Genomic DNA, 14,156 nt, shown 5'->3' with positions numbered 1-14,156 from the left:
GGAGGAATTCGGTGCCACAGAAGTTAACATCGCCCTCCGCCGTTTACAAGCGAAATTCGTCACATGGTCGCTTGAGAGGATCGAATAAGCTGGTTCGGGAGCGCTTCGATCCAACATGACCAGCCTCTGGGAAAGATGGTCCTTCCGCGAGAAGCCCCAGCGGGGCTGCCCCGGGTTATTGAGAAGTTACGAATCCCGCTTGTAAGTCATTGATCTCATGGAAGATTCCCTGCGCATAGCGGAGCCGGTTGCAATCGTCAGACCGCGCGGCGCGCACCGCCTTGAAGCCTTCAGTCCGAAGCTGAAGCGGCGGCTTTTCACAATGGCGAATGCGTTGTCTGGTACCGCTATGATGCGGTTGCTGAGGCCGGACCTGGATCCTTACAAGAGTATTCCGCCGCAGCAGGGATTGGTTAATACTGTCCGGCTGAACGAGGCCTTGGGCTTGCCCAAAAAGACGCTGCAGATGGCACTCATCGAGAACGCCGAGCAGCGACGCGATTGCGAAGTGCTCCGCTACTGTCGTCTTGTATGTCACGCGGCTACCACTGCCTCTTGCATCAAATGGAGAGCGCGGCTCGATGTCCTGCTCATCGTTACCCCATGGAGTCCGCCTGTCCTCGGTGCGGTCATGAAACGCCGTTCTGCTTGAACGTGCAACTTCTCGAGGCACCGTATCGTTGCGCGCGTTGCCGAGCTCGCTATGGTGGGCAAGTGTGGTGACCCGGCAGTGTTCGACCTATGAGGCCGGAGTACCGCAAGGCGTTGATGCGGTCATACTTTGAGTATGGCTTGGGATGCAAAAGCCTTGGCTAGGCGCCCCACGGGCACCGACTTGATCTGCATTCCGCGATCACAAGACAGCCGGTGCAAGACGTTGGCCAGGTTTGTCGTTTCCCGTTCGAGCTTCCGATCGGCCGCCAGATTGACGGCGGCACGGAGCGTTAGGGTCGCGCAGGCGCGTCGCACACGCTGGATTGACACCTTCGCGATCCTTCCGCTGTGACAATTTTCCTTCGCTGAGTGTAAGTCATTGATTTCATTGGTGTTGCGTCCGGTTTCGCTGCAGCTGAATTGACAACATTGCTTCGGAAACAGTGACACCTTTCCTTTGTTCTACGGCAATTGCGCGCGGCGGATTTGGCTACCGCTGCGCCGATTGTGGGCGAACCTGCCGCACCTTCAACGGTAGCGGATCCGATGCGCCGGGGTCCTAGTGGCGCCGGTGCAGGCCGACGCTGCTTCCTGGCTACTCGCGGTGATGCATTGGGGCGACTGCCGGCACTCGTACGCTCTGTGGCGTAAGCCGTTGCATCCACCGACAGGGGTCGTACGTAGGCTGAGCGGCATTGACGTTGCGGAGCAAAGCGACCTTCCGCGCGACATCTTGACGAAGGTGGCAGAGAGGCGTGGCGCGGGTCGAACAGCAAAGCCGCCGATTTCGTCGCAGCAATGAGGGCCCGCAAGCGGACCGTCGTACTGCTGCCGGAATTGCTGTACCGAACGTCCGCGCAGGAGATGTGTCGACCAACTCAGTGGTCGGTCGCATGTCACGGCTACGGCGGGGCACCCCACGGAGGAGGACAAAGCGCAGTACTTTTGACCGGTCACTCTATCGTGAAAAGCGTCTATGCCGGCGCTGTGGAAATCAATGGCTACCTCAAGATTACCTGAGCCTCCCCCTCCAGCTGCTGGAAGGTTACTTTGTACCTGATTGCTCCCTTTACGGGAGGGAGGGCGCCTTGTGTCATGGTTTCTCACGACATTTGAGAGTTCTCATAAACCATGAGAAAAGATGATACAACAGTGGCGGACCCTTGGCACTTTGCGCGCCCAGAGCTGGCCAACGCGTATCTGCATGCATTCGATTTGAAGCTCTCTGCAGCCCGCGGCCTGTTCGCGCGCCGGCGGATGGGCAAGACTGAGTTCCTCCGTCGAGACCTCATGCCGGCGGCCGTGGAGCGCGGCTATCTGACGGCGTACACGAACCTCTGGGACAACCGTAATTCGCCGGAGACCGCGCTCGTCGCAGCGCTCGCCGAAGCCCTTGAGCCCAAAGGGGCCGCAGTGCTACTGTCGAAGCTTCGTGCGCCAGTCAGGAAGGTAAAAGCCACTGCAAAGATTCCAGGGGGCGTAGAGGGCTCATTGGAGGCTGAGCTGGGTAAGCTGGGAATGGATCGGACCGCGGCCCTGCACGAGGTACTCAAGCAACTCGACCGCAAAAGGAAGCCGCTGCTGCTGGTCATCGACGAAGCGCAGGTCCTGGCGGGCGCGGACCACAGTGATTTTGCCCATGCACTACGCGCGGCACTCGATATTCGCAAGGATCGCATCAAGGTCATCTTCGCTGGCAGTTCGGAAACGAACTTGTGCGGAATGTTTGCCCGGGCATCGGAGCCATTCTTCAATTGGGCACCCCTCGAGCCGTTCCCCTTGCTTGGCGACGAATTTGTCGCCTTCACGGTCAAGCTGCTGAACAGCATGGCCCGCCAGAGACTGACCCTGGAGCAGGGCAAGCGCGCGTTCGATCAGCTACATCGAACCCCCGAGTTCTTCAAGCGGTTCATCGAGCGGTACATGCTCTATCAACCGCAAGGCGATGTCGCAGCGCTCGCCTACACAAAAGCATCGGTATTTTCCGACGAACATTCCCTCACACAGTGGAGCCAGCGCAAGCCGGCTGACCAGGCGGTGCTGTACCTTCTGGCTCGCGGCGAGTCGGACTTGCACTCCAGCGCCGGTCTGGAGAAACTCAGTGTGATGCTCGGCAAGCCGGCCACCCGAAACACGGCAGGCCATGCCCTGCGGCGCCTGCAGGCCGACAATATCGTGGCGCGCCTGGCCGTTGGCGAATACCTCATCGAGGACGAAGCCTTCGCCGAATGGATTCGCAGGCGTCCGGCACCATTGTCGGACGCCCAGCCATAGATAGCTTCAGCCCCAGCGAAGTAAGCATGCGCAATGTAGATCTGGCCGGCTTGCCGGCAGGTTCGTGGGTGCTGATGCACACCGATTGGTCGCTGCGCACCGATTCGGCCGCCTTCCTGAATGTGCAGGAGGATGGCGGACACACGCCTGGTGGCCATCCTGAGTTGCCAGCTTTTCTCGCCAGGGAGCGCGAGGTGATCGGCTGGGGGACCGAAGCCGTCGGCACCGATGCGGGGCAAGCCTATGCATTCAAGCACCCGTTCCCGTGCCATTCCACCATGCACGGTAACAACAAGTTCGGCTTGGCGAGTCGGGTCAATTTGGACAAATTGCCGCCGACGGGCGCGGTGCTCGTCACGCCGCCGCTTAAAATCCGGCGCGGTTCGGGTAGTCCGTGCCGGGTACTCGCCTTGATCGAGACGTAATGTCGGGAGCCGGCTGGCAATGACTTGCTTGATCGGCTCGCTTTGCGCGCTTAGTCTGTCGGAGCAGATGCCTTGGGGCATCCCCAGCAGACTACTGGTCGTGCTTCGCAGTTAACTACATAGATATCCTTCATCGCGTGGATTGCATCGCATCACGCTTTGATATTGGTCGGGATTCCTAGCCGGCGTGCCACTGACAACACCGTCTGCTTGGGTTCCTTGCTTGGACTAGCCGCGCGCGGGGGGAGGCAACACGTCAGGTGGGATTGGACATTCATACGGTCGATGACCTCTCTTGCGCTGAAGTTCCTGCTTGGCCTCAAAGAGGGTGTCAGGTGCCCCCGCGAGATCGATTGCGGTTGCGGCCAGGGTTTTCGCTGCAAGCAGCATGCCCTTGTGCGCAAGAGAGAGTTTTCCCTGCGATACCATCTGCCACGAGTGAAAGCCCGTTCCCCACGCATAGCACGCTGTCAGGCACTGTGTGGTCGGCACCACCCAGCTGACATCGCCGACATCCGTCGATCCGGTAACCGGGCGCGCGACGTCAGGGCGATACGGAAGGACTTCAGTGATGATTGGTCTTGGATCGCGCAAGGCGGCGGCAAAGTGGCGGGAGCAGTTCGCCAGATCATCCGCGTTGACGGTGGCCTGGATCTGGGCCGCAAATGCCGTTTCGCTTGCGTTCACATCGAGTCCCCCAATTGCGCGCATATTGCGGTCCAGGACAAGATCGAGCGTGTCATTGTGCAGGATATTCGAGCAGGCCTTGTCGAAAACCATCTCCACGCGAGTGCCCGTCATCAATGCGGCACCTTCAGCAATATCCTTGACACGCCTGAAGAGGTCGAGTGCGTCCTCACTGCGCGGTGCCCGGATCGTGTAGAGCACTTCGGCCAGGACGGGGATGACATTGGTTGAGACGCCCCCCGAATTGATGTACGCAAAATGCACCCGCGCCTGGTCAGGCATATGCTCGCGGAGATAGTTGACGCCAATGTTCATCAATTCCGCTGCGTCAAGCGCACTTCGTCCCAAGTGCGGTGCCAGCGCCGCGTGGGCTGCCTTCCCGTGGAAACGGAAGTAGGCCTGCACATTCGCCAAGGTGGCGTTCATGAACACCGAGTTGGCGACAGACGGGTGCCAGCTCAGGGCTACGTCCACATCATCAAAGAGGCCATCACGGGCCATGAATGTCTTGCCGGCAGCGGCTTCCTCGGCGGGGCAGCCGTAGAAGCGAACGGTAGCGTCGATATTGTTTGCAGCGAAATAGTCCCTTGCCACGACGGCGGCTAGATGCGCAGCCGACCCTAGCAGGTGATGACCGCAGCCATGTCCGTTACTCGTCTGCGCGCCTGCGGCCGGCATGCAGGTGAGCGCACCACTTTCTTGACCGAGCCCGGCAAGCGCGTCGTACTCGCCGAGGAACCCGATCACGGGTCCGCCTGAGCCGGATTCGGCGACAAAGGCGGTTGGCATGTCGGCTACACCGCGCTTAACCTTGAAACCAGCCTCCTCAATCAAAGAGGCGTGTAACTCGGCGGAGCGGAACTCCGTGTAGCGCATTTCGGCCAGTGCCCAAATGTCATTGGCCAGGGAGATGTATCGATCTTGCTTTGCCTCGACGAGGTTCACGACGCTTGCTATATGCTTCACATAAACTCCAGTTGATCTGCGCTGCTTGATGTTTGCCACTACTTGGAAGGATCGCGCACTCAGAAGGCGCACCACCACCGGCTAAAGGTTATTTCGTCAGCTGGGGTCCCGGGAGGCAGTTATTTGTGTCGGCGTTCACTTTTGGTTGCCCCCACCCTCAACCCAAACCTCTGCATTGCAATGAAGCTTCATCAACTCCGCGCACTTGTCGCGATCGCCGATAGCGGAAGCATTCGGAACGCAGCCAAGGCCACCGATTACTCACCTGCCGCCATCACCAAAGCGGTGCGTGAATTGGAAGACGAGGTCGGGGTGACCTTGATCGTTCGCGAGACGACGGGGATCACGTTGACCCCGGCCGGGCAGGTCCTCCTGGAGCATGCACGTCTCACGGTGGGAGTGCTGGCGCGCGCCCGGCAGGAAATGGATGTCTTCGCGGGCAAGCGCAAGGGAACTCTGGCGGTGGGTATTCCGTCTTGGCTCGGCATGACATTGCTTGGTGAAATCGTCGGCCGCTTTCAACTTCACATGCCGGAGACCCGGCTCGAGTTCTTTGAGAGCCTGCTTACCGTGACGGTGCCAAAGCTTCGCGATGGAACCCTGGATCTTTCGATTGGGAGAATGCCCTTGTCGTCGCCCGAAGAGTTCACCCAAGTGCCGCTCTTTGTGGCTGGGTACGCCGTTGTTGCGCGCGCTGGTCACCCAATGGCCGATTGCCGGGCATTCCGGGAACTCAAGGGGGCGACCTGGATTCTCAATCGTGATTTCACGGGCGCTGATGGCATGTTCCAGAGCGCCTTTCGCGACTATTGCAGGCGCTACACTCCCCATATCCATATCTCACACTCGGGCGTGATAGCAACGAGCCTGATCGCCAAGACGGACTTTCTCAGCCTTATGCCATGGCCACTGGCTGAACAACTGGTGGCAAAGGATGGTCTCTGCGTGCTACCGATCAGGGACGCGCTGGCAGATGTCGAGATCAGCATTACGTATAGACGGACCGTGCCACTGGGCGCTGCGGCCAAGTGCTTCATCGATGCGACGACTTCAGTGATTCGGGAGTCGGCAAGCTCGGCAGATCCCGCTAAACGACGCTTGTTTCACGCGATAGAGTGCCTGCTGGATGGCGGCGGGAGAGATGCCACATGAACACCTGGTCGAGGCACGGCGCTCCCCCTTCTTTGTAGGAATCGAGTCGTCCCGGTGCTGCATGCCGCTATCTCCTATTTGATGCGTATCCGCGCTGCGGAGGCATCTCGTCAAGTTCATCCGTGGCCGTCCACCAGGGATGGCTCCCTACAGTTCGCTTGCCCCATTATGGGTACTAGGTACACGACGACCCAAGCACCAAGAATGTGCCGCGGTTGTGGCGCGACCGCACGCTCCAACATGGATTGATCGGGTCGCTACCGGGCCGTTGCGATCCCTCGGGAGGGGGACAGAGACCCATGCGAGGAGGTTGGATATGGGCTAGATCCGGGTACTTGGGGAGTACCCTACATTGACTCGCTAAAAAACGAGTGTCACTATTTATTCCATGTGACGGTGATGTCGTCAACTATCAACATGGAGAGAGAAGTGTCTCAAGAATCAATCACGGTCGAAGCGGCGAGCAATTCAGCCCGGCCCAAATCAAGGAGCTCGTCCAAGGGGAGCATCATTGCCGTTGTGGCTGGTAATGCACTCGAATTCTACGACTTCACCGTTTACGCTTTCTTTGCGGTGTTTATCGGGAAAGCGTTCTTTCCATCGTTTTCTCCGGCTAGTCAGTTGATAGCATCGGTCGCGGTCTTTGGCGTTGGGTTCGTCGCTCGTCCGATTGGCGGCATTCTGATCGGTGCCTACGCGGATCGGGCAGGCCGCAAGGCAGCCCTCACCCTGACGATCGGGCTGATGGCGGTCGGAACGGCCATCATTGCCTTCACGCCGTCCTATCAATCGATCGGCCTCGCGGCTCCAGTGCTGGTGGTCATCGGTCGGCTTCTTCAGGGGTTTTCCGCCGGCGGTGAGACCGGCCCTGCAACGACGTATCTGCTCGAAATGGCATCGGATGGGCGGAGGGGCTTCTATACCAGTTGGCAACTCGCGACCCAGGGTATTGCAGCCCTCCTTGGCGGGCTGGTTGGATACATTGTTTCGTCGGTCCTGTCCGAGCATGCTCTGGCCGACTGGGGATGGCGAATTCCGTTTGTTCTGGGTCTGCTGATTGCCCCGGTGGGCCTCTATATCCGCAAGCGGCTACATGAAACCCTGGATGCCGAGACAGCCGTGAAAGGTACCGGTGAATTGGTCTCGACCATCGTGCGGGGCCATCTGCCGGATCTGTTCCTTTCGTGTTGCGTGCTCATCGGGCCGACGGTAACCGTCTACATCGTGGGCCACTATATGACCACGTACGGCATTCGCGTGCTGCATCTGCCTACGTCGACCTCCATGCTTGTTGGTCTGACAACCGGTGCGGTGGGCATGGTGACCGCGCTGGTCGCGGGCCTACTCTATGACCGCTTTCCCAGAACGAAGCTGATCGTGGTACCGCAATGCTTGACGGTACTTGCGATCCTGCCGATGTTCGCTTGGGTGGTCGCTAACGGCACGGGTAGCGTGTTCCTGACCATGATCGCGGTGCTTACGTTCTTGCGCGTACTCATGGCACCGTTCCAGCTTTGCTTCATCCCCGAAATCTTCCCCAAGGCGATTCGCAGCACGTGCGTTTCGATCTGCTATAGCGTGCCGACCACGATCTTCGGTGGCAGCGCGCAATTGGTCGTTGCGTGGATCGGTAGCATCACGCCAAATCCCATGTCACCCGCCTGGTACGTGATCGCCACCAATACTGTGTCGCTCGTTGCTGTCATCTGGCTGTTTGTGCGGCAGAACCGCAAAGGACGGGCGCAGCGGCATAGCGGCATCATCGACACGCCGGTACGGGCTTAGATCATCAACACAAAACAGTGCACGGTATTTGCGGGCCTCGAACCGGAGGCGGGCGGTACCGCCATTGCCAAACGTCCAGAGCGTGGAAGTACAGGAGTGAGCGCGTGAATGTAGATCATATCGATCAAGAGATAGCGGACAGGATCGAGGCTTATCGATCGCTTTGTTCGCATATGAGCGACCGCCTGTGGGATTTTGCGGAGACCGCATACAACGAGCACGAATCCGTCGAACTCCAGATTCGCGAGCTCGAGAAGAACGGATTCCGTGTTACCAGAAATGCGGCGGGCATTCCCACTGCTTTCATTGCTGAAGCGGGAAGCGAGGGGCCGATTATCGGCTTCCTGGGGGAGTACGATGCGCTGCCCCAACTGAGCCAGGAGGACGGCAAGACCGCACGGGCGCAGAAGGTGATGGGCGGCAACGGGCACGGCTGTGGTCACAATATACTGGGTGGTGCGGCCCTTCTCTCGGCGTTTGCGGTCAAAGATTGGCTGCTGAGCACGGGGCGTAGTGGTCGGGTGCGCTACTACGGATGCCCGGCGGAAGAGGGCGGCGCAGGCAAAGTTTTTATGGCAAGGGGCGGTACGTTCAATGATCTCGACGCAGCCCTGACGTGGCATCCGGCAAGCATTCTCGCTATCGACGCGATGTCGACCTTGGCCACAATTCATGCGCGTTTCACGTTCTCAGGGGTGGCGGCGCACGCTGCGGCTGCGCCGCACCTGGGACGAAGCGCGCTAGATGCCGTGACGCTGATGAGCGTCGCTGCCAATTATCTGCGGGAACACATTCCCAGCGATGCACGGTTGCACTATGCGATTCACGACACAGGTGGCATCGCGCCGAACGTGGTGCAAGCCAAAGCGGAGGTGGTTTACCAACTCCGCGCACCGGACCTCGGCGTGGTTCTTTCCATCATGGAGCGCTTGCGAAAGATTGCCGAAGGCGCGGCCATGATGTCGGGCACATCGATGGCGTATCGGGTGGAGAAGGCGATGTCGAACATGCGGCCTAGCACGGTGTTGTCTGAGCTCATGTACGGGCGGATGCAGGCGCTGGGCCCGACACCGTTCGACGACGAGGACCGCGCCTTTGCGAAACGCATGAAAGCGGCAATTTCTCCGGAGGAGGCGAAGGCGAGCCTGGAGATCTTCGGTGCCCAACGTCTGTCGGGCGTGCTGCATGAGGGCGTACTCCCCGCAGAAGTCATGCCATCGATCCTCAGTGCATCGACTGACGTTGGCGACGTTAGCTGGGTCGTGCCGACCGCGCGTTGTCTCGGCGCGTGCTTTGCGCTCGGCACTCCATTTCATTCTTGGCAACTGGTGGCCCAGGGAAAGGCCTCAATTGCGCACAAAGGCATGGTCCATACGGCAAAGATCATGGCGGCGACAGCGGCGGCATTGTTTGTCGATCCCAAGACGCTCGATCGTGCCAAGGAAGAGTTCCGCCAGCAGTCGGCCGTGGGCGCATACAAGTGCCCGATTCCCGACGACGTCGCGCCGCCGGTGATCAAGCCTGCGCCGCGGCCGCAAGGCACGCTGCGCGGCGCATTCCCAACCCAATACGCAGGAGCCAATCCGTGAGAGCTGGAACGCAGGGATATACGGACGCGATCGAGGAGCTCGTCGAGGCGAAGCAAGCGTCCTTCATCGCCATATCGGATCGAATTTGGGATCTTGCTGAGACTCGCTGGCAAGAATTCCAGTCGGTCGAAGCGCAGATTGAGGCGTTCGAGCGCGAAGGATTCCGCGTGACGCGCAACGTGGCTGGGCTGCCGACCGCATTCGTTGCCGAAGCCGGCGAGTGCGGACCCATTGCCGGGTTTCTCGGGGAGTATGACGCTCTGTCCAATATGAGTCAGGAGCCTGGCGCGATCGAGCCCCTTCATATCTGCGCCGGCGGAAGCGGACACGGCTGCGGGCATCATCTGCTTGGCGCTGGGGCGATGCTCGCCGCCGTCGCGGCTCGAGACTTCAACGTCGCACACGGGCGGACCGGCATTGTCCGGTACTACGGTTGCCCCGCGGAAGAGGGCGGCGCGGGAAAGTCGTACATGGCGCGAGCGGGTGTCTTTAATGATCTGGATTTCGCGCTCACATGGCATCCGGGGCCTTTTTCTGGAATCTTTAAATACAAGTCACTTGCAGTAATCCAGGCCTTCTTCCGTTTCTCTGGTACGGCTGCGCATGCCGCAGCGTCGCCCCACCTGGGGCGCAGCGCGCTGGACGCCGTGGAACTGATGAGTGTCGGGGTTAACTTCCTGCGAGAGCACATGCCGCAGGAGGCGCGGGTTCACTATGCCATTACCGATGCTGGCGGCAAGGCACCCAATGTCGTTCAGGAAAAAGCAGAGGTGCTCTACGTCGTGCGCTCACCGGAAATCGTGGGAGCGCGAGAGCTGTTCGAGCGCGTCCGGCAGATTGCTGCCGCTGCGGCGCTGATGACCGAAACGTCGGTCACAATGGAGTTTGATCGTGCATGCTCGGATGTCGTCCGAAACGGCGTGATCGAGACGCTAATGATGGACAACCTTGAATCACTTGGAAGTCCTCCATTTGACGACGCCGATCATGCTTTTGCTGCCCAGCTCCAGACCAGTATCAGCGCCGATGATCTCCGCGAGTGTATCGAGTCCTATCGCGGTCCGGTGGATGCGCGCGGCCTGTGCCTGACCCCTATTGCGCTGAGCGATGAGCCGGGCACGCTGACCGGCTCCAGCGACGTAGGGGACGTTAGCTGGATCGTTCCGACGACGCAATACCTTGGCGCCTGCTACGCGGTTGGCACCAATATGCATACCTGGCAATTGGTCGCGCAGGGAAAGCTGCCTACCGCACATAAGGGCATGGCGCATGCCGCCAAAGTGATGGCGGCTACGGCTCTTGATCTCTTCGGCAACCCGGAGCTGATCGCAAGCGCTAAGGAGGAACTCCGCCGGCGTACGGGCGGACGCGAATACGTCAGCCCGATACCCCCTGAGGTTCTCGCGCCGCCGCTTAGGGGCTCCTGAGTAGGTGCGCCTTCTTGCCAATCTCCAGTTGATTCTCTTCGTAAACCGTCATGACCTTCTCTTACCTTATTACCGCGACAAACGAGCTCGATCCGGCGGTACGTATCGACGCAACCCAAGTTAAGCATCTAGCGGAGGCGATCCGCCTAACCCCGGATCTGCTGCGTGCCGAAATCTACACGCCTGCCGACGTGGAAACGTATCATCGGGATGGGGCGGCGCCTCTGCTTGCGCTACGACTGGAATTTACGAGCCTGCAGTCACTCGAAGCCCAGATAACGCGCAATGGCTATTTATATCGCTTTTTCGGATCATCTGAATGGACCAGCATGCCGTGCACGCGCGTTACGCATCAAGCCATGCTGACGCGGACCTTCCTGCCCCTCGAGTCCGGTGAAGCTGGTGAAGCCGCGCCGGATTTTTGCAGCTACCTTGTTCATTATCCCGGTGAAGCGGCGAATCTGAACGATTGGCTTGGATACTATCTAAGACACCATCCACAAGTGATGACCGAGTATCCAGGTGTGCGCCAGATTAACGTGTTCACACGTGTCGACTGGTACGACGATATGCCCTGGGAGCGAGTAGGCTATATGCAGAGAAATATGCTCACTTTCTCGTCAGCAGGGGAGATGCTAGAGGCAATAGATTCCCCCGTGCGCTTGAAGATGCGGCAAGACGCCGGAAGTTTCCCCGCATTCTCAGGGGGTGCCGTGCACTATCCGATGTTCACCAAGAGCATCACGCCGTAACCCAATACCGCCCTAGATCGGGCGGCAATCATTTACCTTTCTGCAGAAAATCGGCCATAAAAAAATGGCTGGGAGCCATTTCGTCCATCAAACGGGAAATCAGATTCGGACGGATTCAAAGGATGTGATCTATTTAGCATTGAAGTAATTTAATCGGGAGAATCATGTTTTCTATCAAGCAGGCTACCAGTTATTTTATCGGGTTATCGTTTTGCATCGGTGCCTCTGCCCATGCAGAGGCACCGTTTCAAATATTGATGCCGGATCCGCTGGTAGAGTCGAGCGGCCTCATCCTTTATGGTGTGGCGGACGCAGGTATTCAGTACTCGCACGCGGGCAGCAATCGCCTGCTGCAGGAAGAGAGCGGAGCCGGAGCAACGTCGCGATTCGGGTTTCTGGGTGTTGAGCAGTTGGGAAATGGATTGTCTCTACGCTTCAATCTGGAGAGCGCACTAAAGCTGAAGAATGGGAGCGCGGGTGCAACTACGACGCAGGGGGAATCAAGTCTCTTCAGTCGTGAAGCCAACATCGCACTTGTATCGACCCATTGGGGGAGAATCAAGCTGGGACGACAGTATCCCACGGAGCTTTCAACAGCGATCGATCCATTTGCTGGCGTGGGGGCCTTCTCGCCACTTGCTTCGTTGGTCAGCTTGAGCTCCGATATGGGCAAGGCGGCTACCATTGGCGATTCACGAATTAGCGATGCCATTTCCTACACGACGCCGATCATCGGTGGCTTCCAGGTCGAAGTTCTGCATGCGCCGCGTGGAGTGACCACCGCAGGGTATCCCAAATCGAGCTTCACCGGCGCCCAGGTGGAGTTCACCAATGGTCCCCTGTACCTTGGCGCGTTCTATGACATTATCAATACCGATCCCACCGCGACAGTACGCTCCGTGAAGAACAGATGGCTGGGCGCGGGCGGCATGTATTCGTTCAGTGGCGGTACCAACGCCACTTACGAGTTCAACATGACGAACCCTGACTATGCTGGATACTTCATCGCAACCAGCCATATGATCGGCCTGAGCATTCCAAACGGACGCGATGTCGTTAAGTTCTCTGCGGTCTATCGCAATGTTGCGGGCAAAGCCAACGCCGATTCGCTCGCTATCGGGCTCGGCTATGACTACAACATGTCGAAGACATCAGCCCTGTATGCTCGGCTGGGCTACGTGGTTAATCAAAAGAACGCGATTGGCTCACTTGCCAGTGTTGCCTTGAGTCAGCCTGGTGATGATGTGAGCATCATTGCGCTGGGTATCCGAATGCGTTTCTGATAGCTATTCGTTGCCGTGCCCATCGGGCGCGGCGCGAGTGGCATCCGCAGTGACCCATTTTGTTGCAACATGCTTCGAGCCGCTCTACGTTGCTTTGGTGCGTTCAACCCGAGCTAGCCACCGTATTATCGGGATGGCTTGGAAGTCTTCCGGTCGAGTTTGGGTGCTTGATCCGCCATTCCCTGGATTGGAGAGGTCTCCAGTGAGGTCTGCGGGGGGAGGGGAGCAACCAAGCCTAGCTGCATAGATTGTGGATGCTTATCAAGATGACGGGAGCTGCGGCCCAATGGCAACCGGAGATATTCTCTTGGGATCGGTCGTTGGTACGAGAAATTGTATCTGTCTCTCCCTGATCTGAACCTCCTCTCTTAGCCATGATCGATTCGGAGACTGTCAAGAAATTCTCAAGCGAGGGTGCGGTGCAGATCAATCGAACGCACCGTTGAGCAGGCGGCCATACCCCTTTGGCCTGTCCGGTAACCGCAGTGTCTTCAGGCAATGCCAGAGTAGCGCCTGGTTGCTAGTGACGACCGGCCTTCCCATCAGTTCGATCTCCTCGATGACGGTGCTGACGCGGATCCCCGCACAACTGATCAGCAAGGTGTCGACGTTGCGAAGGTCCAGCTTGCCAGCGAGATACACCCAATGTTCGGGTGGCAAACAGCCCTGCTCGACGGGTGTCGAACAGGGATAAGAAAGCTCCTGGGACACTTGCACGCCCTGACGGCCCAGAAAACCGATTTCCATCTCGACGACCTCTTGCGGGTACGGCGTCAGTAGCGCAATACGCCGTGCGCCGATGGCATGTAACGCTGCCAGCACGGCGTCGGTGGTCGTGACGGAGCGAATACCCGTGGCACCATGAATGCGCCGGTTGATGACGTTCGTGCCGACAGCCATGCTTGCCGCTGTGCAATTCATCGCGATCAAGTCCACGGCCGCGCTGGCCAGCAGCGATGCGTGCGATTGGACATCGGCTACGACGGCATGATCGCTCTGCAGTGACGTCCTGGAGAAAGGCATCCGGGTGGTCAGGAACTGCACCCCCTCCGGCGCCATAAACTGTATCTCGAAGTCGCATTGGCCTCCAGATGGATACAGGTGGCCAATGCGGGCCTTGCTGCCAAAACCGAGACTCATCCTCTTCCTTTCTGTGACGGCC

11 protein-coding genes are annotated in these 14,156 nt (G+C 58.8%); 9 read left to right on the top strand and 2 right to left on the bottom strand.

Going from position 1 to position 14,156, the window contains the following annotated elements:
* Positions 1-217 precede the first annotated feature (217 nt).
* From ACGLHR_RS37315 to ACGLHR_RS37305, 3 genes are all read left to right on the top strand, one after another.
* Entirely contained in the window at positions 218-652 is a 435-nt protein-coding gene (locus ACGLHR_RS37315) for a hypothetical protein (protein ID WP_400100328.1), read from the top strand.
* Between the two features lie 1,133 nt (positions 653-1,785).
* Positions 1,786-2,928: a hypothetical protein gene (locus tag ACGLHR_RS37310; RefSeq protein ID WP_400100326.1), complete on the top strand. Its 1,143-nt coding sequence runs from the start codon at positions 1,786-1,788 to the stop codon at positions 2,926-2,928.
* A 26-nt stretch (positions 2,929-2,954) separates the two neighbouring features.
* Positions 2,955-3,353, top strand: coding sequence for a cyclase family protein (locus ACGLHR_RS37305; protein ID WP_400100324.1), 399 nt, complete (start codon positions 2,955-2,957; stop codon positions 3,351-3,353).
* Between the two features lie 228 nt (positions 3,354-3,581).
* On the opposite strand, the gene ACGLHR_RS37300 is transcribed toward ACGLHR_RS37305, so the two are convergent.
* Positions 3,582-5,006 (bottom strand): amidohydrolase, encoded by a 1,425-nt coding sequence (locus tag ACGLHR_RS37300; RefSeq protein WP_400100322.1) that lies wholly within the window; start codon positions 5,004-5,006, stop codon positions 3,582-3,584.
* A 180-nt stretch (positions 5,007-5,186) separates the two neighbouring features.
* Between ACGLHR_RS37300 and ACGLHR_RS37295 the strand changes: the two genes are divergently transcribed.
* The 6 genes from ACGLHR_RS37295 to ACGLHR_RS37270 all read left to right on the top strand — a co-directional run bounded on the left by ACGLHR_RS37295 (position 5,187) and on the right by ACGLHR_RS37270 (position 12,994).
* A complete protein-coding gene (locus tag ACGLHR_RS37295; protein WP_400100321.1) occupies positions 5,187-6,158 on the top strand; it encodes a LysR family transcriptional regulator in 972 nt (323 codons plus the stop codon).
* A gap of 429 nt (positions 6,159-6,587) precedes the next feature.
* Positions 6,588-7,943 carry an MFS transporter gene (locus ACGLHR_RS37290; RefSeq protein WP_400100319.1) on the top strand — a complete coding sequence of 452 codons (1,356 nt, stop codon included), beginning with the start codon at positions 6,588-6,590 and terminating at the stop codon, positions 7,941-7,943.
* Positions 7,944-8,116: 173 nt separating this feature from the next.
* Positions 8,117-9,532 (top strand): amidohydrolase, encoded by a 1,416-nt coding sequence (locus ACGLHR_RS37285; protein WP_400100330.1) that lies wholly within the window; start codon positions 8,117-8,119, stop codon positions 9,530-9,532.
* Positions 9,529-10,959 carry an amidohydrolase gene (locus ACGLHR_RS37280; RefSeq protein WP_400100317.1) on the top strand — a complete coding sequence of 477 codons (1,431 nt, stop codon included), beginning with the start codon at positions 9,529-9,531 and terminating at the stop codon, positions 10,957-10,959. The genes ACGLHR_RS37285 and ACGLHR_RS37280 overlap by 4 nt, the downstream gene beginning before the upstream one ends.
* A 50-nt stretch (positions 10,960-11,009) precedes the next feature.
* Complete coding sequence (locus ACGLHR_RS37275; RefSeq protein ID WP_400100315.1) at positions 11,010-11,711, top strand: ethyl tert-butyl ether degradation protein EthD; 702 nt, start codon at positions 11,010-11,012, stop codon at positions 11,709-11,711.
* 164 nt (positions 11,712-11,875) lie between these two features.
* Positions 11,876-12,994 (top strand): porin, encoded by a 1,119-nt coding sequence (locus tag ACGLHR_RS37270; protein WP_400100313.1) that lies wholly within the window; start codon positions 11,876-11,878, stop codon positions 12,992-12,994.
* Positions 12,995-13,420: 426 nt separating this feature from the next.
* On the opposite strand, the gene ACGLHR_RS37265 is transcribed toward ACGLHR_RS37270, so the two are convergent.
* Positions 13,421-14,134 carry an arylmalonate decarboxylase gene (locus tag ACGLHR_RS37265; RefSeq protein WP_400100311.1) on the bottom strand — a complete coding sequence of 238 codons (714 nt, stop codon included), beginning with the start codon at positions 14,132-14,134 and terminating at the stop codon, positions 13,421-13,423.
* Positions 14,135-14,156: the final 22 nt, after the last annotated feature.

The organism is Cupriavidus sp. CuC1, assembly GCF_044627735.1.
In the GTDB taxonomy this organism is placed as follows: Bacteria; Pseudomonadota; Gammaproteobacteria; order Burkholderiales; family Burkholderiaceae; genus Cupriavidus; species Cupriavidus ulmosensis.
The sequence above is the reverse complement of the archived record's forward strand: the minus strand, read 5'-3'. Positions and strand labels throughout refer to the sequence as shown.

Excerpts from the sequence above, each read along its gene's own strand:
- ACGLHR_RS37275 (WP_400100315.1), top strand. The coding sequence starts at position 11,010 with ATGACCTTCTCTTACCTTATTACCGCGACAAACGAGCTCGATCCGGCG.
- ACGLHR_RS37315 (WP_400100328.1), top strand. The coding sequence starts at position 218 with ATGGAAGATTCCCTGCGCATAGCGGAGCCGGTTGCAATCGTCAGACCG.
- ACGLHR_RS37305 (WP_400100324.1), top strand. The coding sequence starts at position 2,955 with ATGCGCAATGTAGATCTGGCCGGCTTGCCGGCAGGTTCGTGGGTGCTG.
- ACGLHR_RS37310 (WP_400100326.1), top strand. The coding sequence starts at position 1,786 with ATGAGAAAAGATGATACAACAGTGGCGGACCCTTGGCACTTTGCGCGC.
- ACGLHR_RS37265 (WP_400100311.1), bottom strand. The coding sequence starts at position 14,134 with ATGAGTCTCGGTTTTGGCAGCAAGGCCCGCATTGGCCACCTGTATCCA.
- ACGLHR_RS37270 (WP_400100313.1), top strand. The coding sequence starts at position 11,876 with ATGTTTTCTATCAAGCAGGCTACCAGTTATTTTATCGGGTTATCGTTT.
- ACGLHR_RS37285 (WP_400100330.1), top strand. The coding sequence starts at position 8,117 with ATGAGCGACCGCCTGTGGGATTTTGCGGAGACCGCATACAACGAGCAC.
- ACGLHR_RS37295 (WP_400100321.1), top strand. The coding sequence starts at position 5,187 with ATGAAGCTTCATCAACTCCGCGCACTTGTCGCGATCGCCGATAGCGGA.